This window comes from Acidovorax sp. 35-64-16, from assembly GCF_002281195.1.
In the GTDB taxonomy this organism is placed as follows: domain Bacteria; phylum Pseudomonadota; class Gammaproteobacteria; order Burkholderiales; family Burkholderiaceae_C; genus Acidovorax; species Acidovorax defluvii.
The window spans coordinates 39,801-62,008 of record NZ_NCFM01000008.1 but is presented as its reverse complement, the minus strand read 5'-3'; the positions used below and the strand labels follow the sequence as shown (position 1 = coordinate 62,008).

Annotated in this window: 20 protein-coding genes; 11 read left to right on the top strand and 9 right to left on the bottom strand. The window is 63.8% G+C overall.

From position 1 onward, the window contains the following. Positions 1-23 precede the first annotated feature (23 nt). The 3 genes from B7Y64_RS08295 to B7Y64_RS08285 form a co-directional block, all read right to left on the bottom strand. Positions 24-218 (bottom strand): hypothetical protein, encoded by a 195-nt coding sequence (locus B7Y64_RS08295; protein WP_291323935.1) that lies wholly within the window; start codon positions 216-218, stop codon positions 24-26. Positions 219-447: 229 nt separating this feature from the next. After that, the gene (locus B7Y64_RS08290; RefSeq protein ID WP_291323934.1) at positions 448-723 is read right to left on the bottom strand and encodes a WG repeat-containing protein; all 276 of its coding nucleotides are present in this window, start codon (positions 721-723) and stop codon (positions 448-450) included. 65 nt (positions 724-788) lie between these two features. After that, entirely contained in the window at positions 789-953 is a 165-nt protein-coding gene (locus tag B7Y64_RS08285) for a hypothetical protein (RefSeq protein WP_291323933.1), read from the bottom strand. A gap of 431 nt (positions 954-1,384) precedes the next feature. Here B7Y64_RS08285 and B7Y64_RS08280 point away from each other — a divergent pair, with 431 nt between their 5' ends. From B7Y64_RS08280 to B7Y64_RS08270, 3 genes are all read left to right on the top strand, one after another. Continuing rightward, a complete protein-coding gene (locus B7Y64_RS08280; protein WP_291323932.1) occupies positions 1,385-3,940 on the top strand; it encodes a hypothetical protein in 2,556 nt (851 codons plus the stop codon). A gap of 26 nt (positions 3,941-3,966) precedes the next feature. Continuing rightward, entirely contained in the window at positions 3,967-4,224 is a 258-nt protein-coding gene (locus B7Y64_RS08275; RefSeq protein ID WP_291328647.1) for a hypothetical protein, read from the top strand. 201 nt (positions 4,225-4,425) lie between these two features. Continuing rightward, on the top strand, positions 4,426-4,932 hold the full coding sequence (locus tag B7Y64_RS08270; RefSeq protein WP_024814037.1) for a hypothetical protein: 507 nt from the start codon (positions 4,426-4,428) through the stop codon (positions 4,930-4,932). A 391-nt stretch (positions 4,933-5,323) separates the two neighbouring features. Here the strand turns inward: B7Y64_RS08270 and B7Y64_RS08265 are convergent, their stop codons facing one another. Then, positions 5,324-5,869 (bottom strand): hypothetical protein, encoded by a 546-nt coding sequence (locus tag B7Y64_RS08265; protein WP_291323930.1) that lies wholly within the window; start codon positions 5,867-5,869, stop codon positions 5,324-5,326. 287 nt (positions 5,870-6,156) lie between these two features. Here B7Y64_RS08265 and B7Y64_RS08260 point away from each other — a divergent pair, with 287 nt between their 5' ends. The 7 genes from B7Y64_RS08260 to B7Y64_RS08230 all read left to right on the top strand — a co-directional run bounded on the left by B7Y64_RS08260 (position 6,157) and on the right by B7Y64_RS08230 (position 14,427). Then, positions 6,157-6,417 carry a DUF4212 domain-containing protein gene (locus B7Y64_RS08260; RefSeq protein WP_024814039.1) on the top strand — a complete coding sequence of 87 codons (261 nt, stop codon included), beginning with the start codon at positions 6,157-6,159 and terminating at the stop codon, positions 6,415-6,417. Between the two features lie 11 nt (positions 6,418-6,428). Beyond that, positions 6,429-8,234 (top strand): sodium:solute symporter family protein, encoded by a 1,806-nt coding sequence (locus tag B7Y64_RS08255; RefSeq protein ID WP_024814040.1) that lies wholly within the window; start codon positions 6,429-6,431, stop codon positions 8,232-8,234. Positions 8,235-8,389: 155 nt separating this feature from the next. Next, complete coding sequence (locus B7Y64_RS08250) at positions 8,390-8,755, top strand: hypothetical protein (RefSeq protein WP_111864741.1); 366 nt, start codon at positions 8,390-8,392, stop codon at positions 8,753-8,755. A gap of 89 nt (positions 8,756-8,844) precedes the next feature. After that, positions 8,845-9,132, top strand: a complete 288-nt coding sequence (locus tag B7Y64_RS08245; RefSeq protein ID WP_291323929.1) for a hypothetical protein — start codon at positions 8,845-8,847, stop codon at positions 9,130-9,132. A 2-nt stretch (positions 9,133-9,134) separates the two neighbouring features. Then, positions 9,135-11,873, top strand: coding sequence for a sensor histidine kinase (locus B7Y64_RS08240; protein ID WP_291323928.1), 2,739 nt, complete (start codon positions 9,135-9,137; stop codon positions 11,871-11,873). After that, the gene (locus tag B7Y64_RS08235) at positions 11,870-12,247 is read left to right on the top strand and encodes a response regulator (RefSeq protein ID WP_291323927.1); all 378 of its coding nucleotides are present in this window, start codon (positions 11,870-11,872) and stop codon (positions 12,245-12,247) included. Before B7Y64_RS08240 ends, B7Y64_RS08235 begins: the two co-directional genes overlap by 4 nt. Further along, positions 12,244-14,427, top strand: coding sequence for an exonuclease domain-containing protein (locus tag B7Y64_RS08230; protein WP_291323926.1), 2,184 nt, complete (start codon positions 12,244-12,246; stop codon positions 14,425-14,427). The genes B7Y64_RS08235 and B7Y64_RS08230 overlap by 4 nt, the downstream gene beginning before the upstream one ends. A 51-nt stretch (positions 14,428-14,478) precedes the next feature. Here the strand turns inward: B7Y64_RS08230 and B7Y64_RS08225 are convergent, their stop codons facing one another. Beyond that, positions 14,479-16,350: a putative nucleotidyltransferase substrate binding domain-containing protein gene (locus B7Y64_RS08225; RefSeq protein ID WP_291323925.1), complete on the bottom strand. Its 1,872-nt coding sequence runs from the start codon at positions 16,348-16,350 to the stop codon at positions 14,479-14,481. 307 nt (positions 16,351-16,657) lie between these two features. Here B7Y64_RS08225 and B7Y64_RS08220 point away from each other — a divergent pair, with 307 nt between their 5' ends. Continuing rightward, positions 16,658-17,002: a hypothetical protein gene (locus tag B7Y64_RS08220; RefSeq protein ID WP_111864734.1), complete on the top strand. Its 345-nt coding sequence runs from the start codon at positions 16,658-16,660 to the stop codon at positions 17,000-17,002. 27 nt (positions 17,003-17,029) lie between these two features. Here the strand turns inward: B7Y64_RS08220 and B7Y64_RS08215 are convergent, their stop codons facing one another. Genes B7Y64_RS08215 through B7Y64_RS08200 form a run of 4 tightly spaced genes read right to left on the bottom strand, consistent with a single transcriptional unit; the run spans position 17,030 to position 22,167 of the window. After that, on the bottom strand, positions 17,030-18,859 hold the full coding sequence (locus B7Y64_RS08215; RefSeq protein WP_024814047.1) for a VWA domain-containing protein: 1,830 nt from the start codon (positions 18,857-18,859) through the stop codon (positions 17,030-17,032). Then, positions 18,859-19,887, bottom strand: a complete 1,029-nt coding sequence (locus B7Y64_RS08210; protein WP_291323924.1) for a 4Fe-4S binding protein — start codon at positions 19,885-19,887, stop codon at positions 18,859-18,861. The genes B7Y64_RS08215 and B7Y64_RS08210 overlap by 1 nt, the downstream gene beginning before the upstream one ends. Next, positions 19,877-20,731: a CbbQ/NirQ/NorQ/GpvN family protein gene (locus tag B7Y64_RS08205; RefSeq protein WP_114656672.1), complete on the bottom strand. Its 855-nt coding sequence runs from the start codon at positions 20,729-20,731 to the stop codon at positions 19,877-19,879. Before B7Y64_RS08205 ends, B7Y64_RS08210 begins: the two co-directional genes overlap by 11 nt. A 2-nt stretch (positions 20,732-20,733) precedes the next feature. Continuing rightward, positions 20,734-22,167, bottom strand: a complete 1,434-nt coding sequence (locus B7Y64_RS08200; protein WP_024814049.1) for a cbb3-type cytochrome c oxidase subunit I — start codon at positions 22,165-22,167, stop codon at positions 20,734-20,736. Between the last annotated feature and the right edge of the window lie 41 nt (positions 22,168-22,208).

Genomic DNA, 22,208 nt, shown 5'->3' with positions numbered 1-22,208 from the left:
CTCGGCTTGATTGCTAAAGAGCGTCAGTCACCGTTACTGTCATACCAGTAAACATCGCCTTGATCGATGTCCTCATCTTCCGCGTATGTTCCATGCTGGTTGGGGTTGAGTTGTTTTCCCCGATTCCCATGAACTTGGTCGTACTGCAAATTGGTGCCTTTGCTGTCTATATTGGGGTTAGTTTGATTCGATGCGTTGTCAGCAGGTTTGATTCTCACGTTGACTCCTTTGGGTGGTTTTGACATACCAGGGCCTTCGCGGCGATGTGTCGCACATCGCGCCTGAAGTTCATCCAGGCCCGGCGGTCGCTGGGCGTGCGTGGCACGGTGAGCGTGCATTGGCCTGTAGGGGGTTGCAGCTTGCCGTGCTTTGTCCCCCTGCGGAATCGCCATCCCTCGCGCACGAGCTGGGCGACGATGTTGTTTATTTCCGGGGCGCTGCAGTACCTCATTGCCAATGGCCCTGCCGGTTGATGAAGCCCCATTTGCCGCCTTGCCTGGCGGCGGCCCGGCCGTCCTGGAATTCCTTGGCCTCGTCAAAGCGGGGTGGTATCACCCATTGCTGGCGCTGGTTGATGAATCCCCACTTGCCGGATTGCGTCTGAACGGGGGCCAGACCCTCATTGAATTTGCCAACGTTTCGATATTGGGGGCCGGTGGATGCGCAGGCTCCCAGAAGGGCGACTGCAAGCACGGCGATGCTGGTGCGGATGGTGAGTTTCATGGACGCAAAGAATGGTGGGGATGGCATCTCGCAGCGAGGTGCTGCGGGGCGTGTGGCTTGTGGGCTTACTTGCGTGCGGGGGCGTTGTCGCGCCCGCCACCAGAGGGCTCTCCGGTTTTGCTGGGCCAGCCTGCGGAGGCGCTCATGCCATTGCGTGGTGGGTTGTTCCCACGGCCGCCGCCCGACTTGCCGCCTGTCTTGCTGGGTGCGTTTTCCAAAAAGTTATGCATGTTCAAACTCCTCTAATGGCTCTGGTAGGGCTTGCAGGTCACGAGCGCCGCACCTGCAATCTCGAACGGGTTGTAGTTCGATGGAGTGGATTGAGTCACGGTTGGTATGGAATAGCAATTCAAGTTGCATTTGTTATGCATCGATGCATTAATAGATGCAATTACAGAAAATTTGAGCTATGGTTTGCGCCTGCTAAACGTTGTTTAGGAGTGAACACATGGCCAGAGCACCACGCCAGCCCGGCCCCCTACGCGGCTGCGAAAAATGCAAAGAATTTGGCGGTTTGCCAGGGATCGCAAAGCAACTACAAGAAAGGTATGCGTCCGTCGATTGGCCGCCGGGGGCGCGCACACTCGCGACGCTGCTGGGCAAGCTCGACAGCGGTGACGCCGTTTGGTGGCGGAAGAGGCCCGAGCACGCAGCGTGCCTTGTGCAGTTGTTGGACCTTGAACTGTTGGATCTGGGCCTGGCTGGCCCCAGGGCTGCTGCCCATGTCATCGAATTTCCAGCATTCCCCGGAATGCCTTCCCTGGATTTGCGGCGAGACGGCAAGTGGCAACTGGGATCGGAAAAGCCCGTCCTGACCGAAGATAGGCCGTCTTCGGCCCATTCGTTGGAAGAGTGGTTTGCACCATCGCCTGGGTGGCGCCGCCCGCCCTGCGAGTTGAACTGGCTGTGCGTGGCGGATGACCTTGAGCGGCATTTGCTGGCAAAAACCTTGGAGGCAGCGGGCCATTACGAGCTAGTGTTTGCGCAGACGCTGGACGATGTTTCTGGCCGCCTCGCATCGACCAAGCCCCTGGTCGTGGCGGTCAGCGGAATGGGCGCTAATGCCGACGCCGACTTCACTGCACTGGCGCTGCGCCCGGAGGGGGTGGGTCTGCTGGTGATCGCACCCTATGCGCTACCCACGCGCCCAGAAATGGGTGGCCATGGATATCTGAGTTGGGAGCGGGCTAGCCTTCAGGGGCGCGAACGCATTGCATTCGATCTGTCTACTGCTGGTGGTGGCTTGTGGAGCAAGGTCCACCGCTGGGTGTGGAAGCGCTTTCCTGATTGGCGAGTACGCTTTTTGGCATGGTTGGAACGCCACTTTGACAAAGCTGGGAAGGACTCGCTTTATTCGGCAACTGGCGTGCAAGCCTGGCTGGCTCGGTTTGATCCCCAGGAGGAATGGTTTCACACGGTGTCCGACCTGCTCTCCCTCTGTCTGGGCTTCGAGGGCGAGAAGAAGCTCCCAAATGAGGACGACGCACAGGCGGGACACACGTTGGTGGCTGCCTTGCAGCACAGTCAACCTGCGTTCATTGGTGCTCGACTTGCAGAGCTTTGTCTGGCAAGGTGGCGCTGTAGTCATGTTGCTTGGAATGGCGCACTGTCTCTCGATGCGTGGGCTGCGCTGATGCCGCTCGGGCCGGTCGTGTTGGGTGACGACGACTTGACTCCGATCGTGCAGGGTAAAACTGCCGCGCAAAGGAAGAAGGCTGCAGATGCACTAAGTCAACGATTACAGGGGGCAAATCCACAGTTTTTGCTTCAAGGTGGGCTGTTGAAGCCGGTGGCTGGTACGTACGAATTTCAGCATCGTTCATTGGCGAACCTGCTGGTTCGCGACCAATTGTTGGCAGATATGGTGGATGCGCCCTTGTCGAATTGGGCGTGGGCTTGTTTTGATGCGGAGCGCTGTCGCTTGGTGGATGCGGCCCTGGATGCTCTCCCGTTGAAAGCCCTTCAAGTGCTGGCCAGCCGCGATACGGAACTTGAAGCTCTTGGCGTGGCGGCCATCGGTGCATCGGAGGCGGTTTTTTATGCGGTTGGTCGCCGTATTGCCAAGGGTGAAATCACCTCCAGTGTGGATGCGTTCGTGCCTTTGGCGCGGAGCGTGCTGGCCCGGTTGGACATGGATGAGGTTGAGTGGAGTTTGCCCGTTCCATGGTCGCGATCGATGGATTCTGAAAAGGACCAACTGGAGTGGATATCTGCCTGCTGGGCCTGGAGTTTGATGCCAACGCCTCGTTTGGCCTCTGGTGCCAGTTGGCTCTTTCCTGGATGGGACGCTGTTTTGCCGCAGCCGCCTGGGTGGTTGACTTCGCTCTGGCCTGACAAAGATGTCGAGCAGTTGCCTCGATGGTGGCAATTGTTTTTCCAGATCGCAGAGGAATGGGTCAAGGATCTGGATGCCCCGCCTCCTGACGTGCCGCGCGTCTTGAAGATGGCGTATCTGGTCAAGGCCGCGCACGGCGGCTGGCAGGCGCAACCTTCATGGTGGGATGAGTTGCTCCATTTCGACAATATCGGTTGGATTGATGAAGCCTTGGTCGATAAGTTTGGCAAGGCCATGGCGCAGGAGGCTGCGAAGCGGCTATGGCCCTCCTACCTGGGGTGGGAGGCGGCAGAAAAAACAGGTGTTGAGTCTTGGAGCAGGCACTCGTGGCGTGTGCGCCGCTGGCTGCTGGAGTCATTGCCCATTCCCTGGGCCATTGATTGCTTGGACGTTGCCGGTCGCGTGTATCTAGCCTCGTTCCCGCAGACCCTGCCTCCGTCATGGCGGGGGCCGTTGTTGCTGTCGTTGAACGAGCAATGGAAAACCATTCCTTTCGGAGAAGAGTTCGCATTCTTGCGGCGCTTTGGCCCAACTATTGCGGATGAATTGGAGCAACTCTTGGAACATAAGTTGTTGCTGCGCGGGGCTGCTGCCAACTGGATATGGAGGTGGAATGCCCCCCGTGCCGGTGATTTGCTGCAACACGCAGAAGCGCTCACCGCAGAAGCCTGGTCGGAATTGTTTTACGCCTGTCCGACTGAACAATTGCCAATGGCGCTTGGTGCGCTGCAAGCGCATCCAGATAGACTGACCCGTGCGGAGCGAGCGGCATGGGTCAGGCAGAAACTCCCCGCGAGTGGAGGGCTTGCCCAGTCGTTGTTGGCATTGCTCCACGCGGAGAGGCGCCCCGCTGAGGGCTTGGCGTCGGGAAGCGCGGCGTGATGGATCCCTCCCGTTGTGCGTGGTAGATGGAGCCCACCGTGGGCCTGCACATGGCCGATGTGGACAAGCTCATCCGCGTGCTGCACCGCTTGGTCGATGGTGGTCACAGCGTGATCGTGATCGAGCACGACCTGGATGTGATCGCCGAGGCCGACTGGATTCTGGACCTGGGCCCCGAGGGCGGCAACGCAGGCGGGCGCATCGTGGCCGCAGCCACACCTGAAGACGTGGTGGCGGCAGGCACCCATACAGGCAAGGCGCTGGCGGCGGTGCTGGCGCGCTGAGGTGCCCTTGCAGTGTGATGGCCCGCGCGCCTGAAGGGAGGGGCGGGGTGCCAGCCCGGTGGTGTGCGTACGCAGCTGTCGGCCCCTGTCCTACGCACAGCGCGGAACATGGCGCACGCGCCGCGCGGGGTGGGCTTCCTACGATGGGTTGCAGGGGATCGGCCCCCCACTTTCCATCCACAGCTACGGACGCCCATCACCATGAACGCTTTCCATCTTCTCAAGACCTGTACCGCTATTGCGGCCGCCTCTGTTCTGCTGGTCGCCTGCGGTGGCGGCAATGACGACGACCCAACCCCCAGCAACGAGCCAGGTGTGCTGACGGTCACCAACGCCACCGTCAGCGGCCTCAATGGCGTGTACGGCAACGGTGCGCTCAACCTCACCGATGTGAGCAAACAAAACCCCATTGGCTCGGTGCCAGAGCTGTGCGCTTTCCGCTTTGACGGTGCCAACAAGGTGGGCTCTTCCGCCACCGCGTTTGGCGACATTCGCTACCGTCCCGATGTCACCAAGCTCTACCAGGCGTTCCTGACTTTTGACGGCAAGGAATACGCCAGCAGCGACGACACCGACACTGCGGTGGTGCGCGAGAGTGACCAGGTGCGTCTGACAGGCAAGACGCTCACCGCCACCGATGGCTCTGCTGCCACGCTGCGTGTGACGGGCATCGTGCCCATGCGCCCCAACCGTCCCATGGGCTGCTGAACGCGGCTCTGCTGCCCGCCGCCCCCTCACAATACGCGGGGGCGGTGCAGGCTACAGAGCGCGCACCGCCGAACATCACGTTTGCACCACGGCCTTGCGGCCGTTGCCGTTTGGGGCCCGCATTGGAGTGACGGCGTGATGGCGTGGTGCGTGCATGAACTGCCGTTCGCCTGAAGCGTGGAAGCTATTGCTATTAAATAAATAGCATTAAGCGCTTTCTACACGGGCACTAGCGCCTCATTTGTGCAAAAATTAAATCCGCCTCGGCTCCAGTATGGCAGCAGGCGTGCGCCTGCTGGCTGCGCTGCGGCAGTGGGACGGCACAGCGCAAACATTCCCCAACGCGCCGCACCTTCGACCGACACGGCATACGCGCAATTGGGATAAGAAATCAAAGCACCGCGAACAGCTTTTCGCGCAACTCGGGCAGGCGCTTCTTGCCGGTGGCGTTGGTTTCCAGCGCCTGGGCCCAGGCCACATAAACGTGGCGCAACTCGCTGCTGCTTTTGCAGCCGTGGATGGCTTCCAACAGCGAAATGCGGTTGTGGTGGCCAAAGATGTTGTTGACCGTGTTGGTCATGAAATTGCGCGCCATGTCCAGCTCTTTGGCGCTGCGCGATTCGGCGGGGGGCAGGCCCGAAAGGTCAATCTCGTCGGGGGCGTGCGGTTTGGCGGGGGCAGCCGCAGGGCTGGCGGCTGGCTGCGCCACGCCCACCGCCTCGATGCAGTCACGGCTGAGCAATTCGTTGAGCTGGGCGCTGATCTCGCCGCCGGGAGCAAAGGTACTCAGGTCCTGGCCGCTGCGCTTGCCGTCCACCAGCACCAGAATGCGCCGTGCAAGAGGTGTCAGCCCCAGCGAGCGGGACTGAATTTCTTGTTGGCCCTGGGCGGTCTTGGCGTAAATGGCGGCGGTCAGGTTGGAGGGAACATCTGCCATGGGGTGTGGGGCGCAATCTTTCAGCGAAAAGTGAATTGGTGACAGAGTGTTTCCGCATCCCCTTTTTATGCCATTGGGACTTTCACTAGGCCGTTTCAGATGCGCGCAACATCTCTGATCGGTGTTTTCCCTTGAGTCGTCCTTCGCACGGCAGTTTGGGCGTTTTCATCAGTTAGCTGTAAGCAAGCGTGGACACAGTCGCTTACGCAATCCGATGGCCCAGCCTGCGGAATGCGCGGGGGCAGTGCCTAGGTGCTGTGTTCTGTACTCATACACGAGGGGAATTCATGAAGGAAGACAAAAGCAGTCACGCCTACTGGAAAGCCACGCTCGGCCTGCTAACCAAGATTCTGATCGTCTGGTTTGTGGTGTCGTTCGGCGCGGGGATCCTGTTTGTCGACGTGCTCAATAACATCAAGTTGGGCGGTTATCCGCTCGGGTTCTGGTTTGCTCACCAGGGCTCTATCTACATCTTCATTGCGCTGATTTTTTATTACGCGAAGAAGATGGGCGACATCGATCGTCAGTTCGACGTGCATGAAGACTGAGGGCTGAAATCATGGATCTTCAAACAACCATCTATATCTTTGTCGGTCTGAGCTTCGCGCTCTACATCGGCATCGCGGTGTGGGCCCGCGCGGGTTCCACCAGCGAGTTCTACGCGGCCGGCGGCAGCGTGCACCCCATCACCAACGGCATGGCCACGGCCGCCGACTGGATGAGCGCGGCGTCCTTCATCTCCATGGCTGGTCTGATCGCCAACATGGGCTATGGCGGTGGCCTGTTCCTGATGGGCTGGACCGGCGGCTACGTGCTGCTGGCCATGCTGCTGGCTCCGTACCTGCGCAAGTTCGGCAAGTTCACGGTGCCGCAGTTCATCGGTGATCGCTTCTACTCCAAGAGCGCCAGCACCATTGCCGTGATGTGCCTGCTGGTGGCGTCGCTCACCTACATCATTGGTCAGATGACCGGTGTGGGCATTGCCTTCTCGCGCTTCCTGGGCGTGTCCAGCGACACCGGCATTTACGTCGGTATGGCCATCGTGTTCGCCTACGCCGTGTTCGGCGGCATGAAGGGCATCACCTACACCCAGGTGGCGCAGTACATCGTGCTGATCCTGGCCTACACCGTGCCTGCCGTGTTCATCTCGCTGCAGCTCACGGGCAACGTGATCCCTCAGCTGGGTCTGGGTGGCAGCTATGTTGGCACCGACATGACTTTGCTGGCCAAGCTCGATTCCGTGGTCACTGACCTGGGCTTTGGCAAGTACACCACGCAATGGCCCGGCAGCATGCTCAACATGTTCATGTACACGATGTCGCTGATGATCGGTACCGCTGGTTTGCCGCACGTCATCATGAGATTCTTTACCGTGCCTTCGGTGAAGGATGCTCGCAGCTCGGCTGGCTGGGCCCTGATCTTCATCGCCATCCTGTACACCACGGCACCTGCTGTGGCTGCCATGGCCAAGCTGAACCTGCATGCCACCGTCAACACCGCCGTCAAGGCCGGTGGCGACCTGTATGCGCCTGAAGCTTCGCTCAAGAACGAAGACCGTCCAGACTGGATGAAGCGTTGGGAAAAGACCGGCCTGCTGAAGTTCACCGACAAGAACGGTGACGGCCGCATCCAGTACTACAACGACAAGACCAAGAACGAAGTTGCCAAGGGCAAGGCAGAGGCTGCCGGCTGGAAGGGCAATGAGCTCGACGTGAATGCCGACATCATCGTGATGGCCAACCCCGAAATCGCGCTGCTGCCCAACTGGGTGATCGCGCTGGTGGCGGCTGGTGGTCTGGCAGCTGCTCTGTCGACGGCTGCGGGTCTGCTGATGGCTATTTCGTCTGCCGTGTCGCATGACCTGGTCAAGGGCGTCTTCAACCCCAACATCAGCGAGAAGAACGAGCTGCTGGCGGGCAAGGTGTCGATGGCCGTGGCCATTGTGGTGGCTGGTTATCTGGGCTTGAACCCGCCAGGCTTTGCGGCCGGTACCGTGGCCCTGGCCTTCGGTATTGCCGCCAGCTCGCTGTTCCCCGCCATCATGATGGGTATTTTCAGCAAGAAGATGAACAAGGAAGGCGCCATGGCCGGCATGCTGGCAGGCCTGTTCTTCACCCTGTTCTATGTGTTCGCACACAAGGGCATCTTCTTCATCAAGGGCACGGAATATCTGGGTCTCATTGGCGGCGCCAACAGCTTCTTCGGCATCACGCCTGAAGCGATTGGTGCGGCCGGTGCCCTGGTGAACTTCGGGGTCGCCTTCCTGGTGGACAAGTTCACCAAAGAGCCACCAGAGCACATCCAGGCCATGGTGGAGTCGGTGCGCGTCCCGCGCGGCTCCAAGCTGGTGACGGGTGCTCACTGAGACGTCTGTCAGGGGGTAAACCCCCTGTGCCGTGGCGCTCTGGCGCTGCGGCAGTGACAATGGAGGCCCTGCCGGCTGCGCTGGCAGGGCCTTTTTAATTGAATTCTCCGGGGAGCCTGCGCGCTGTGCGTTGCCCCCGAAGCTGGGAGCTCTGCATGGTTTTTGATGTCAGCGTCGCATTGACCTGGATTTTGTATCTCGCGTTGTTTCCGATGGCGTTCTTCTGGTTCCGCCGGGCGTGGCGTATCGTGGTCAAGCGCGATTTCTCCGAGGTCGCCATCAGGCGCGGTGAGTCACCGCCCAACCCTGAAAAATACGCCCCCTATGCGATGGTCATCAACCTCATCGCTGGTGTGGTGGCAGCGGTGGTGATCGTCAGCGTGGCACTGGGCCAGCTCGACTACAACACCTGGACCGCCATGGCGGGTAGCACCATCTGGTGCAAGTTTTTTCTGGATTTCGCGCTCTCGCGCCAGGCGCATGGGGCGGCCGCCAGGGCCAAGCCCAAGGTCAAGGCCTGACTGCGCCGCCCGGTACGTAAGATCGAGGTAAGTGCCGGGCGCACAATGGACAACAGGGGGGCATCCAGACTCCCCGCCAGGAGACTGCTGTGCTCAAAGGACTCGGCTCCCAACGCCTGGTTGCCCTGTTTGCCGGCGGCTGGGTACTGTTCAATTTTCCGCTGCTCGGCCTGTGGGACCGTGATGCCACCGTGTGGGGCATTCCCTTGTTCCCGGCGGCCCTGTTCTTGCTGTGGGGCGGGCTGATTGCCGCACTGGCCTGGCTGATGGAGCGGCCCGATAACCGCCTGGGCGACCGCAGCGAAGAACGCCCCGATGACCGCCCTGACGACCGCGTGGCAGCGGCGCCCCTACCGTCTGCACCGCTGCAGGATTAGGCATGCTCTCGCCCGCACTGGTCATTGTCTCGTCGTTCGCCTATCTGCTGCTGCTGTTTGCCGTGGCCTACTGGGCCGATCGCCGTGCGCAAGCGGGGCGCTCGGTCATCGCCAACCCCTGGACCTACGCGCTTTCGCTGGCCGTGTACTGCACCGCCTGGACGTATTTCGGCAGCGTGGGGCGGGCTGCCTCGGGCGGGGTGTGGTTTTTGCCCATTTACCTGGGGCCCACGCTGGTCATGGTGCTGGGCTGGATCGTGCTGCGCAAGATGATCCGCATTGCCAAGGCCTACCGCATCACGTCGATTGCCGACTTTGTTGCCAGCCGCTACGGCAAGAGCCCGCTGCTGGCCGGGCTGGTGACCCTGATCGCGGTGGTGGGCATCGTGCCCTACATCGCGCTGCAGCTCAAGGCGGTGTCGGCGGGCTATGCCCTGCTGACGGTGCCCGGCGGCGTGGCCGACCCCGCACACTGGAGCCGCGACAGTGCCTTTTATGTGGCGCTGGTGCTGGCCGGCTTTGCCATGGTGTTTGGTGCGCGGCACCTGGACACCACCGAGCGGCACGAGGGCATGGTGGCCGCCATCGCGTTCGAATCGGTGGTCAAGCTGGTGGCCTTCCTGATGGTCGGCTTCTTTGTGGTGTATGGCCTGTTCGATGGCTTGGGCGACCTGTTCGCCCGCGCGCAGGCGGTGCCGCAGTTGCAGCAGTTGCTGCGCCTGGAGCAGGGGGGGCAGTTTGCCTGGGCGCAGTGGTTCGGGTTGATGCTGCTGTCAATGTTCTCGGTGGTGTTTTTGCCCCGCCAGTTCCAGGTGATGGTGGTGGAAAACGTGCGCGAAGACCACCTGCGCCGCGCGGTCTGGGTGTTTCCGCTCTACATGCTGCTCATCAACCTGTTCGTTTTGCCCATTGCGCTGGGCGGCCTGCTGTATTTCGGGCCGGGGCAAGGCAATGCTGAGAATTTTGTGCTGTCGCTGCCGCTGGCGGCCGGGCAGCACGCGCTGGCGCTGTTTGCGTTTGTCGGGGGGCTGTCTGCGGCCACGGGCATGGTCATCGTGGAGACCGTGGCGGTCTCCACCATGGTCAGCAACGAGCTGGTGCTGCCCCTGCTGCTGCGCTGGCGCCACCTGCGCAGCGGCGGCGGGCAGGACTTCACGCGCCTTCTGCTGGGCATCAGGCGCGCCGCCATTTTGGGCGTGCTGGTGCTGGGCTATGTGTACTTTCACCTCGCGGGTGAGGCGTACGCGCTGGTCAGCATCGGGCTCATCAGCTTTGCTGCCGTGGCGCAGTTTGCACCCGTGGTGCTGGGCGGCATGTACTGGAAGGGCGGAACCCGCCTGGGCGCACTCGCGGGCCTGCTGGCGGGCTTTCTGATGTGGGCCTACACGCTCATGCTGCCCTCCATTGCCAAGTCGGGCTGGCTCGACATGGGCTTCATCGCCCACGGGCCCTGGGGCATGGCCTGGCTGCGGCCCGAGCAGTTGCTTGGCCTGCAGGGGTTCGACGGCCTCACGCATTCGCTGTTCTGGAGCATGCTGGCCAATGTGGTGGCGTATGTCGGGGTGTCGCTGTGGCGCGCACCTTCGGGCCGCGAGGCCAGCCAGGCCCTGTTGTTTGTCGATGTGCTGGAGCGTACGGCCACTTCGAGCCCGGTGTTCTGGCGCGGGCGGGCCAACACGCAAGACCTGCTGCGCCTGTGCGAGCGTTTTCTGGGCGGCGCCAAGGCGCAGGCGCTTTTTGACGGCTATGCGCAGCGCGTGGGCGTGCACCATGCCCACGCGCTGCGGCCCGACGCCCGGCTGGTGCAGTTTGTCGAAACCCAACTGGCCGGTGCCGTGGGCAGTGCATCGGCCCGTGCGCTGGTGGCCTCGGTGGCCGAAGAAGAAACGCTCTCGCCCGAAGACGTGCTGCGCATTCTGGACGAGGCCTCGCAGATCCGCGCCTATTCGCGGGCGCTGGAGGGCAAGTCGCGCTCGCTGGAGCAGGCCACCGCCGAACTGCGCGCCGCCAACGAGCAGTTGCAGAGCCTGGACCGGCTCAAGGACGACTTCATGTCGTCTGTGACGCACGAGCTGCGCACGCCGCTCACTTCCATCCGTGCGCTGGCCGAACTCATGCAGGACGACGCCGGCATGCCCCAGGCCCAGCGCCAGCAGTTCGTGGGCATCATCGTGGCCGAAACCGAGCGCCTGACACGCCTGGTGAACCAGGTGCTGGACATGGCCAAGATCGAGTCGGGTCATGCCGAATGGCATGTGGCGCCGGTGGACATGCGCGCCCTGGTGGAGCGTGCGGTGGCCACCACGGCTGAAGTGTTCCGCGAGCGCGCGGCCCAGGTGCACGTGCACCTGCCCGACGAGGCGCCCGTGCTCCAGGCCGACCCCGACCGCATTCTGCAGGTGCTGCTGAATCTGTTGTCCAACGCAGCCAAGTTTGTGCCCTCGCCCGGCGGGCAGGTGCAGGTGCGGCTGGCGTGCGATGCGCAGGGCATCACCGTTTGCGTGCAGGACAATGGCCCGGGCGTGCAACCGGGCCACGAGGCCATGATTTTTGATCGTTTTCACCAGACCGACCTGGGTGCCCAGGTGGCGCACGGAACAGGCCTGGGCCTGCCGATCAGCCGCCATATTGCAGAACATTTTGGTGGGCGGCTGTGGCTGGAACCCACCGCACAGCCGGGCGCCTGCTTTTGCTTCTGGCTGCCGCTGCCCAAAGCACCTATTGGAGACAAGACCCCATGACGCACAAGATCCTGATTGCCGACGACGAGCCCAACATCGTGATCTCGCTCGAATACCTGCTGCAGCGCGAAGGCTACGCCGTGCTGGTGGCCCGCGACGGGCAGGAGGCGCTGGACACCATCGCCCGTGAGCGGCCCGCGCTGGTGCTGCTCGACGTGATGATGCCGCACAAGACGGGCTTCGAGGTCTGCCAGGCCGTGCGCGCCGACGAGGCCCTGCAGGGCACCAAAATTCTCATGCTCACCGCCAAGGGCCGCGAGACCGACCTGGCCAAGGGCCTGGCCCTGGGCGCCAACGCTTACATGACCAAGCCGTTTTCCACGCGCGAACTGGTGCAGAAGGTGGCCGAGCTGCTCGGGGAGACGCCCGCATGAAAAAGATCGACCCCCGGCTGGTGCTGGCCGTGGCCGCTGCAGGCCTGGTGATGGCGCTGTGGCTGGTGCTGATGTCCGTGATTGTCTGGTCCACACTCGATGCGCAGGAGCGCCTGGCGGTGGGCGAGGTGCTGGCGTCCCGCACCGTGCTGGTGGCCATGGGCTGGCTGCTGGGCCTGTTTCTGGTGGCGGGCACGCTGCATGTGCTGCACCGCCGCTATGTGGGCGACCCGCACCGCCTGCTCGAAAAAATCCGGGTGGTGGTCACGGCCACCACGCCCCAGCAGCTCACCCCCAGGGGCACCGCCGAAATGCAGGCCATGGCCCGCGCCGTGAACGAACTGGCGGCCCAGCGCGACCAGTTGCGCGGCGACATGGCCGCCCAGGTAGCCCAGGCCAGCCACAGCGTGCAGCAAGAGAAGAACCGGCTCGCCGCCCTGATGGCTGAGCTGAACCAGAGCGTGGTGGTGTGCAATCGCGACGGGCGTATCCTGCTCTACAACCAGCGCGCGCGCCAGCAGTTCCGGCAGATATCGCAGGGGCCGGCGCTGGCGGCCGGGGCCGAGCTGATCGGCATTGGCCGGTCGATCTACGCCGTGTTCGACCAGCAGTTGCTGGCCCATGCGCTCGAACGCATTCACCAGGGCATGGCGCGGGGTGTAGCCAGCCCGTCGGCGCAGTTTGTCACCACCACGCAGGGTGGGCAGTTGCTGCGCGTGCAGGTGGCGCCGGTGCGTGCGGCGGTGGCCGAGGGGGCCGACGAAGAAACGCTGGAGTCCGTGGTGAGCGGCTTTGTGCTGATGCTCGACAACGTGACGGCCAGCGTGGAGGAAGAATCTGCCCGCGACCAGCTCCTGCACGGCCTGACCGAAGGCAGCCGAGCGTCGCTGGCCAACATCCAGGCGGCGGTGGACATGCTGGGCTTTTCCGACCTGGAACCCGCCATGCGCGAGCGCTTTCTGGGCGTGGTGCGCGACGAGGTGGGCGCCATGGGGCGGCGCATCACCGACCTGGCGCAGCGCGCCACGCAGCGCCTCAAGACGCGCTGGCCCATGGAGGACATGCTGGGCGCCGACCTGGCCACCGCCGCCCAGCGCCGCATTGCCGCGCAGTGCGACCGGCCGGTAACGCTCGACGCGATCGACGGCAGCCTGTGGCTCAAGGTGGACAGCTACACCCTGCTGCAGGCACTGACCTATCTGGCGCACCGGCTGGTGGATGAGTTTGAGGTGCGCTTTTTGCAACTGCGGCTGCAGAGCACGGGCACGCATGCGCAGCTCGACCTGGTCTGGAGCGGCCAGGCCATGAGCAACGAAACGGTAATGAACTGGGAGATGGACGCCATGCGATTTGGCGCGGAACGCAGTCCCCTGACCGTGCGCGAAGTGGTCGAGCGCCACGGCGGCGAAATGTGGTTTGAGCGCGAGCGGGTGCGCCACCAGGCGTTCTTCCGCTTCATGCTGCCCCTGGCCAGCGTGCAGGGCGTGGTGGATGCCGCTTTGGGCGAGAGCGAATACAGCCGCCCCGAGTATTACGACTTTGATCTGTTCAAGCAGGCCGACCAGAGCAGCGCGCTGGACGACCGCCCGCTGTCCGAGCTGGCCTACACCGTGTTCGACACCGAAACCACGGGCCTGAATCCGGCCGACGGCGACGCCATCATCCAGCTCGGTGCAGCCCGCATCGTCAATGGCAAGCTGCTGCGGCAGGAATGCTTTGAACAGCTGGTGGACCCGGGGCGCGGCATCCCGGCGGCGTCCATCCCCATTCACGGCATCACCGACGACATGGTGGCGGGCAAGCCGCGCATCGGCGAGGTGCTGCCGGTGTTCCATGCGTTCACGCAAGACACGGTGCTGGTGGCGCACAACGCGGCGTTCGACATGCGCTTTCTGCAGCTGCAGGAGAAGGCTACGGGGGTGGTCTTTCACCAGCCTGTGCTCGATACGCTGCTGCTCTCGGCCGTGGTGCACCCGAACCAGGAGTCGCACCGGCTCGAAGCGATTGCGGAACGCTTCAACGTTACCGTGCTGGGGCGCCACACGGCCCTGGGCGATGCGCTGGTGACGGCCGAGATCTGGCTGCGGCTGATTCCGCTGCTGCAGGAGCAGGGCATCCATACGCTGCGCCAGGCGCGCGAGGCGGCGCAGAAGACGTATTACGCGCGGTTGAAATATTGAGTATTTTTGGCTGCCAGCGCTTGCCCGATAAGCGCCAGACCCCAAAAACACTCAATACCTTCCCGTCTGATACCGCTGCCCCAACACCCCCTGCAGCGTCTGCACCACCGAAAACGCCTCCTTGAGGTGGCTGCGCTCAAAGTTGGACAACTCCTCCAGCGCCAGAAAATTGTCGGGCGCCCGCCCCTGCGCGATCTGACGCGCCTGGTGGTCGATGCGCAGCCGGGACAAAAACTCCAGCGCATCGCGCAGATCGCGTGCGCTTTGCGCACTCACCTCACCTGCCAGTGAAGCCACCTCCAGCCGGTCGTGCGTGTTGACCGCCGCAATGCCGCCCGCCAGCGCATACACCCGCGCCAGGTCCACGATGGGCACGATGCCGCTGTGCTTGAGGTCGATGGTGCCCGCGTTTTCGCCGCCACGGATGCGTGCGATGGTGCCAAACATGCCCAGCGGCGGGCGGTGCTTGAGCGCGTTGCCCACCATGTGCGCCAGAAAAAGGCTGTTGCCCCGCGTGCGCTGCAGCACCTCATTGCGCAGCGACTCCAGCAGCTCGGTCTTGCCGTGGATGGCGCGCAGGTCGAAGAACACGCAGGTCAGCATCAGCGCCATGGGTTCGGGCTTGTCTACCCACTGGTGAAAGTACTGTGCCCAGCGCGCGCGCGGCTGGCGCCACTTGTCGGTCATGGCCATCATCTCGCCCGGGCAGTGGATATAGCCGCAGGCCGCCAGGCCATCGCACACGAATCGCGAGAACGCACGAAAGTACTCGCCATGCAGTGCTTCGTCATACCGGTCGTCCAGCACCATGCAGTTGTCCTGGTCGGACCTGGCGGTCTGTTCGCTGCGGGCCTGGGAGCCGGCGGCCACCCACACATAGTCCACCGGCGCCGGGCCCAGCTTCACCTCGGCCAGGTGGATGAGGCGGGTGGTCAGCGCGTCGGTGATGGTGGTGATGATGTGGCCCGTGCTGTAGGCGCTGGCGTCGACGGCGGCCAGGTGTTGCTGCAGCGCCTTGATCTTGGTGCTGGCATGCGCCAGGCCCTCCACCGTGGTCTGTTTGTAAACATCGCCCGCCAGGTAAACAGCCGATGTGCTGTGTTGTTCCGCCAGGTCGGTGGCGGTGATCATGCCGACGATGCGCGCGCCGTCCATCACCGGCACATGGTGGATGTTGTGCCGCGCCATGAGCAGCAGGGCTTCAAATGCGGGGCTTTGTGCCTGCAGTGTCATGGGCGCCAGGGTGGCGATGTCGGACACGGGCCGGTCAATATCCAGCCCCAGTGCGACCACGCGGTTGCGCAGATCGCGGTCTGTGACCAAGCCAAACAGATGGTCCTGCTCGACCAGCAGCACCGACGACACGCGCAGATCGCGCATTTGCAGCGCAGCGGCGCGGATGCTGGTGTCGGGCGGCAGCGTGATCGGCTCGCGCTTGATGAGCGCGCGCACGGGCGTGCCCAGCAGGTTCAGGTGCACGCCCGCGCCGGGTGCCTGCGCCGCAGCTGGAGGCTGCCCTACACCGGGCAGTGACGGAAAGAAATACGCGAGGGCGCCATGGTCGCGGCACAGTGCGGTCACGGTGTCGGGGGCCAGCCAGGCGATGTGGCTGTCGGCCGCAGCAGTGGCCTGCCAGGTGGTGAGGTGTTGCGCCGGGGTGGCGCCAAAGCCGAACATGTCTCCGGGCTGCAGGTGCACGGCCATGTCCAGGTCGGGGTCGTGCAGGTCTACCGCGCCGCTCACGATGAGCCCGGTGCGGCTGTGCAGGCGGCCCTGGGGCAGCAGCGTGGTGCCCACATCCGATGCCTCCAGCCGCCACTGCGGCGCCAGTGTGTCCAGCGTGGCCGCGTCCAGTTGACTCCATACACGGTGGCTGGCCAGCGCCGCCTGAAGGGTGGCGAGGGTGTGAGGGGCAGGGTTCATGGCGGGCGGGACCAGGCAACAGGGAGTGCCATTGTTGCAGCGGTGGTGCGGCGTGGGGGCAGGGTTGTTACTGGCTTTGACGTTGGTCAACCGGTCGGGCGACCCTGGCCAGTGCGGTGGTGGGGGTGTTTGCCGTAGCATGCGCTCAGCAGCGGGGCACCAAGCAAGTGCCACGGGGGCCCACCGGCTCGCCATGTCGCGCGGTGCCATCTGGACGCTGGCGCGTTGCCAAAGCGTGCCGGCGTTCGCGCATCCGCGCGGCCCTTGAGCAACAACAGAACCCTATTTTTTGCGAATTTTGCAGACCATGCCAACGCCTCCACCCTCTGCACCCACGGTTGTATGGTTGCACCCCGAGGCGCCCGCCAAGCCCGTTGAGGGGGCGCCGTGCAACGGCTGTGGCCTGTGTTGCCTGGCGGAGCCTTGCCCGTTGGGTGTGCTGGTTTCGCGGCGGCGCGCGGGGGCCTGCCTGGCCTTGCGCTGGAGCGACGCCGACGGGCGCTACCTGTGCGGAATGGTGGTCGATCCGGGCGGTGTTACCGGCTGGACGCATCCCTGGGCTGTGCGCTGGCTGGGGCGGCTGGCCCGGCGCTGGATCGCTGCGGGGGCAGGGTGTGATGCCGATGTGCTGGCACACCAGCCTCCAAAATGAGGCTGTGTGCCGGGTGAGTTGCGGCGCTCAGCGCGCCAGGGTCGCCCACGCCTGTGTCAGGCGCTGCACCAGATCCTGCGGGCGTCGCACCAGCGCATAGCCCTGGCTGCCAAACAGCATCGGCAGGTAATCGTGGGCTTCGTGATCAATCGTGACGCAAAACGGTGTCAGGCCCGCATCGCGTGCCTCCTGAATGGCATGGCGGGTGTCTTCAAGGCCGTAGCGACCTTCGTAAATGTCCAGGTCGTTTGGCTTGCCGTCGGTCAGCACCAAAAGCAGCCGCTGGCGCTCGGGTCGCGCACCCAAGCGGCGGGTGGCATCGCGCAGCGCAGCACCCATGCGGGTATAGAAGCCCGGTTTGAGTGCACCGACGCGAGAGCGTACGGTGTCGTTCCAGCGCTCACCAAACCCCTTGATGTGCTGGATGCGCACATGCTGGCGCCGCACCGAGCTGAAGCCGAGCACTTCAAACGCGTCGCCGGTGGCCGAGAGGGCCTCGCCAAACACGTAGAGCGCGTCGCGGATCACATCGATGACGCGGGCATTGGACGTGGCGTAGGCGTCCGTCGAGAGCGACAAATCGGCCAGCAAGAGCGTGGCCAGGCTGCGCTCGCCGCGCTGGCGCCGGATGTAGACCGGCGGTGAGTCGGTATGTTGCACACCCCCCTGGGATTCGGTCTGAAAACGAACCCAGGCGTCGATGTCGAATTCGTCTCCTGTGGTCTGGCCGTTTTGCCAGCGTGGCGCAGCGCGCAGCACCTCCAGACGGCGGCGCACACGCCGTGCGGTGGCGCGCAGCGCCTGGGGCGCAATGTAGGGCGTGCCTGGCCGGGCGACCGAGCACTGCACCGAGCAGTGATCGGGTTGCAGCACGTTGCGGCGCCAGTCCCATTCGGGGGTTTTGCGGCCAGGGCCCAGCGGCAGGTCGTCGGCCGAGGCGCTGGGCAGATCAAGGTCGAACTTGATGCGTGAGGCCGTGGTCTGGTCGCCGCGCGCCAGCGACAAGGTGTCCATATCGTTGGCAGCCGCCGTGGCGTTGGGATCGACCTCGTCGTCGGTGCCGCGGTCCAGGCGGATCAGCTCGCTCCAGCTCATCAAGGCCTCGGTCTTTGACGCCACCAGCAAGGGGTTGCGAACCTCCTTGTGCTCGACGCGGCGTGAACGGCGGCGTTGCTTGCTTTCCTCACCAGGCGGGCCATCTGGGCGCTCGCCAGCGCCATCGCCGCTCTGCCCGGCAGCGCCTGAAGGGCCTTGGCCGACACCCGCTGTCAGCCACAGCCACACGGGTGCCACCTGGGCGGGCGCCACGAAGAGAGGGCCGTGGTCATCGCCACGCAGTGCGGCTTGCACCGCCGCCTCCCAGGGGATGGACTCGGCGCGCAGGCTGGTCAGGCTGGGGCGCTGTGCAAGGTGGGCCTGCGTGAGGCGCTGGTGGCGCCCGCGCATCCCCGCAAAACGCTGCAACGCCCGCGCCGTGGCGGCGCGGTTGTCGGCGATCCAGTCGCCCGTGGGTTCAAACACGGCAGCCAATGCCGCCAGCCACAGGTACAACTCGTGGTTGAGTTCGCGCTCGTCAAAAACCGCCACCTGGGCGGGCAGGGCCAGCGTTTCCCAGTCGAGCACCGGCAGGGGCACGCGGATGCCACTGCCGGCCAGGCGCTGAAGCCAGCCACGGGGCCCGCCATGGCGGCTGTCGGCCACCGGCGCCACGCGCACAGCGGCGTCGCCTCCGCCAGCGCGGTACAGCAAGGCGATGCTGCGGCGCATCTCTTCCAGGGTGACCTGCACATGGGCGCGGTCTGGTTCTGCGACGCGCGTGACGGCGCGGTGCCACCACTGGCCAATCCACTCTTCCATCAGCGCTGCTCCTCGCGGCGCTGACGCATGGTTTCGCGCACAGCGTCCAGACCCACCTTCCACTCCAGCGTGGGTGTGCGGCCCTGGTCGGTTTGGGTGGTGTCACAGGCGGTCAGGCACTGGCCGCACTGTACGCAGGCAAACATCATGCGTTTGATGTTGCGCGGGTTCAGGCGCATGGGGCAGGCGTTGTCGCAGGCGCTGCCTCGGGGGGCGTCGCAGGTTTTGCATTCGCGCGCCCGCTCGCGGGTGAACGAGACCACCATGCCCTTGGGGTTGGCCATCCAGGCAAGGCTCTGGAACAGGCCAACGGCACAGCCGTAGCGGCAAAACAGGTGCCGCGCGAGTGTGAACTCCAGCGTGAAGACCAGCGTGCCCACCACCAGAAAGCGCGTCTGGTTGGGGGTGAGGGTGCCGTTTACCAGATTGCCCCAGATCATGGCGGGGGGGAGCAGGTAGGTCAGCAGCGTGATGGCCCAGGCAAAGCCAAAAACCAGGCAGGCCACCAGGAACACGGGCCACCAGCGCTTGTCGGCCGAGCGGCCAGGACGTGGCGTGGGCGATTTGTCCCACACGCTGAGCTTGCCAGTGGCGCGGTGAAGCAGGTCGTTGAGGGTTTCGACCAGCGAAAAATGGGGGCACAACCAGCCGCAATAGAGCCGGCCAAAGTGGTAGGCCACGGCGAGAAAACCGACGACGAGGGTCAACACCGGCAAAATGCCGCGCCACACAATGGACCACGCGGTTTGCATTGCCGAGGCTTCGCCGCGCATGAAGGCCTCTATGCCCAGAGACCAACGAAAGCCAAGCACCCACAGCTGTGCCTCGGTGAGGTCAAAGCGCAGCAGGTTGAGTGCGGGGGCGAGCAGAAATACAGCAAAAAAGACCGCTTGAAACCAGCGACGGCGGCGCTGCAGTTGTGCGGTGGCGGGCAGCGCCACCGGGGCGCTGTCGCCTAATGTGCTGGCCGCGTTGGCTGCGCTGGAGCAGCCGGGAGCCGAGGCACAGCCAGAACAATCAGTCTTCATCACCCACAATCGCGCGCACAACTTCATCGAGCGCCTGGATGGTCTCGGTGTCGTCGGTCAACGCGTCCACTACGGCAGCGCGGCAGGCGTCGCGCAAGGGCAGACCCGATGCCACCAGGCGTGCAGCCATCACGAGAAGGCGGGTGCTGGCGGTTTCTTCCAGGTCGTGGTCGGTCAGGCGGCGCAGCGCCTGTGCCAGTTGCACCAGACGGGCTGCCAGAGCGGGGGAGGCATGGCCTTCGCGCTCCAGAATGGCGCGTTCAACGGCCGGGGCGGGGTAACCCAGCGTCAGTGCGGTAAAGCGCTGGCGCGTGCTCGGCTTGAGGCCCTTGAGCAGATTCTGGTAGCCGGGGTTATAGGAGATGACGAGCATGAACTCGGGCGGCGCTTTGAGCAGCTCGCCTGTGCGTTCAATCGGCAGGAGACGCCGGTCGTCGGCAAGCGGGTGCAGAACCACCGTGGTGTCCTTGCGCGCTTCGACCACCTCGTCGAGATACAAAATGGCGCCTTCCCGTACGGCCCGCGTGAGCGGCCCGTCGGTCCAGACGGTGTTGCCTTGACCAATCAGGTGGCGACCGACCAGGTCGGCAGCGCTGAGATCGTCGTGGCAGGAAACGGTAATCAGGGGGCGCGACAGGCGCGCCGCCATGTGTTCGACAAAACGGGTCTTGCCGCAGCCAGTGGGGCCTTTGATCAGCAGCGGAAGCTGCTGGGCAAAGCAATGCTCAAAGAGCGCTCGTTCGCCCCCCTGTTCTGCATAGAACGGCGCCCCACCTGCGGGCCGCACGCCCGGGCCGGTGCTGGCGCCCGAGGCCGACGAAACCGTAGTATGGGCGTGTTCCATGGTCAGGCTCGCTGCATGCGGCTACCGGGAATGGCAGCCACTTCCTGCTCGTCTTTTGCAGGACCGATGAAGAAGCTCGACAGATAGGTCAGCAGGCCGATCAGGAACATCACACCACCAGCCACACGTGTCCAGTAGAAGAACACCAGCTGGTCTTGCGTGGCCATGAAGGACATCGCGGTGCCGTCGGTCGGCATGCGCTGCAGCCAAACTTGAAGGATACCAGCGCCGCTGAGGGCCAGAACCATCACGGCCATACCGATGCTCATGATCCAGAAGCTCCACATTTCGACGCGTTGAGCGCGCATGGGGTTGGCTTCACGGCCGCGCATCAGGGGCATGGAGTAGCTGATGATGGCCAGCACTACCAGCACATAGGCGCCGTAGAAAGCCAGGTGGCCGTGGGCTGCCGTAACTTGCGAGCCGTGCGTGTAGAAGTTGACCCAGCTCAGCGTGTGGATGAAGCCCCAGACGCCAGCACCCAGGAAGGCGATGACGGCGGTGCCCACAGCCCAGAGCACAGCGGCCTGGTTGGGGTGTTCACGGCGGCGGCGCTGCACCATGTTGAAAGCAAACAGCGTCATCATGAAGAATGGAATGGGCTCCAGTGCGGAGAACACGCCACCCACCCAGTGCCAGTAGCCTGGCAGGCCGATGAAGTAGAAGTGGTGGCCAGTGCCCAGAATGCCCGAGATCAGCGCGAAGGCGACGATCATGTACATCCACTTGTCGATCACTTCACGGTCCACACCGGTCGTCTTGATCAGCACAAAGGCCAGCAGGGACGCCATGATCAGCTCCCACGTGCCTTCCACCCACAGGTGCACCACGAACCACCAGTACATCTTGTCGCGCACCAGGTTGCTGGGGTTGACGAAGCTGAACAGGAACAGCAGCGCGAGGCCCCACAGACCGAGCAGCAGCACCAGGGTGATGGCGGTCTTGCGACCCTTCAGCACGGTCATGCTGATGTTGAAGAGGAAGCCCAGTGCCACCACCACAATGCCGACTTTGGTAGGCAAGGGTTGCTCCAGGAACTCGCGCCCCATGGTGGCCAACAGGTCGTTACCTGTCATCTCGGCCAGCGTGGCATAGGGCACCAGCAGGTAACCGAGGATGGTCAGGGCTCCGGCGGCCAGGAAGATCCAGAACAGCACCTTGGCGAGCAGCGGGCTGTAAAGCTCGGTTTCGCTCTCTTCGGGCACCATGAAATAGGCGGCGCCCATGAATCCGAACAACAGCCACACGATCAGCAGGTTGGTGTGAACCATGCGGGCGATGTTGAAGGGAATGGCCGGGAACATCAGGTCGCCGATCACGTATTGCAGGCCGAGCGTCAGACCGAAAATGATCTGGCCGGTGAACAGTCCTAGCGCCGCGATGAAGTACAGCTTGGCGACAGACTGCGATTGGTATTTAAGGGTTGCGGGTTGCATTTTTGTATCCTTGGATGTGAGGTCTCAGTGCACTGAGATGC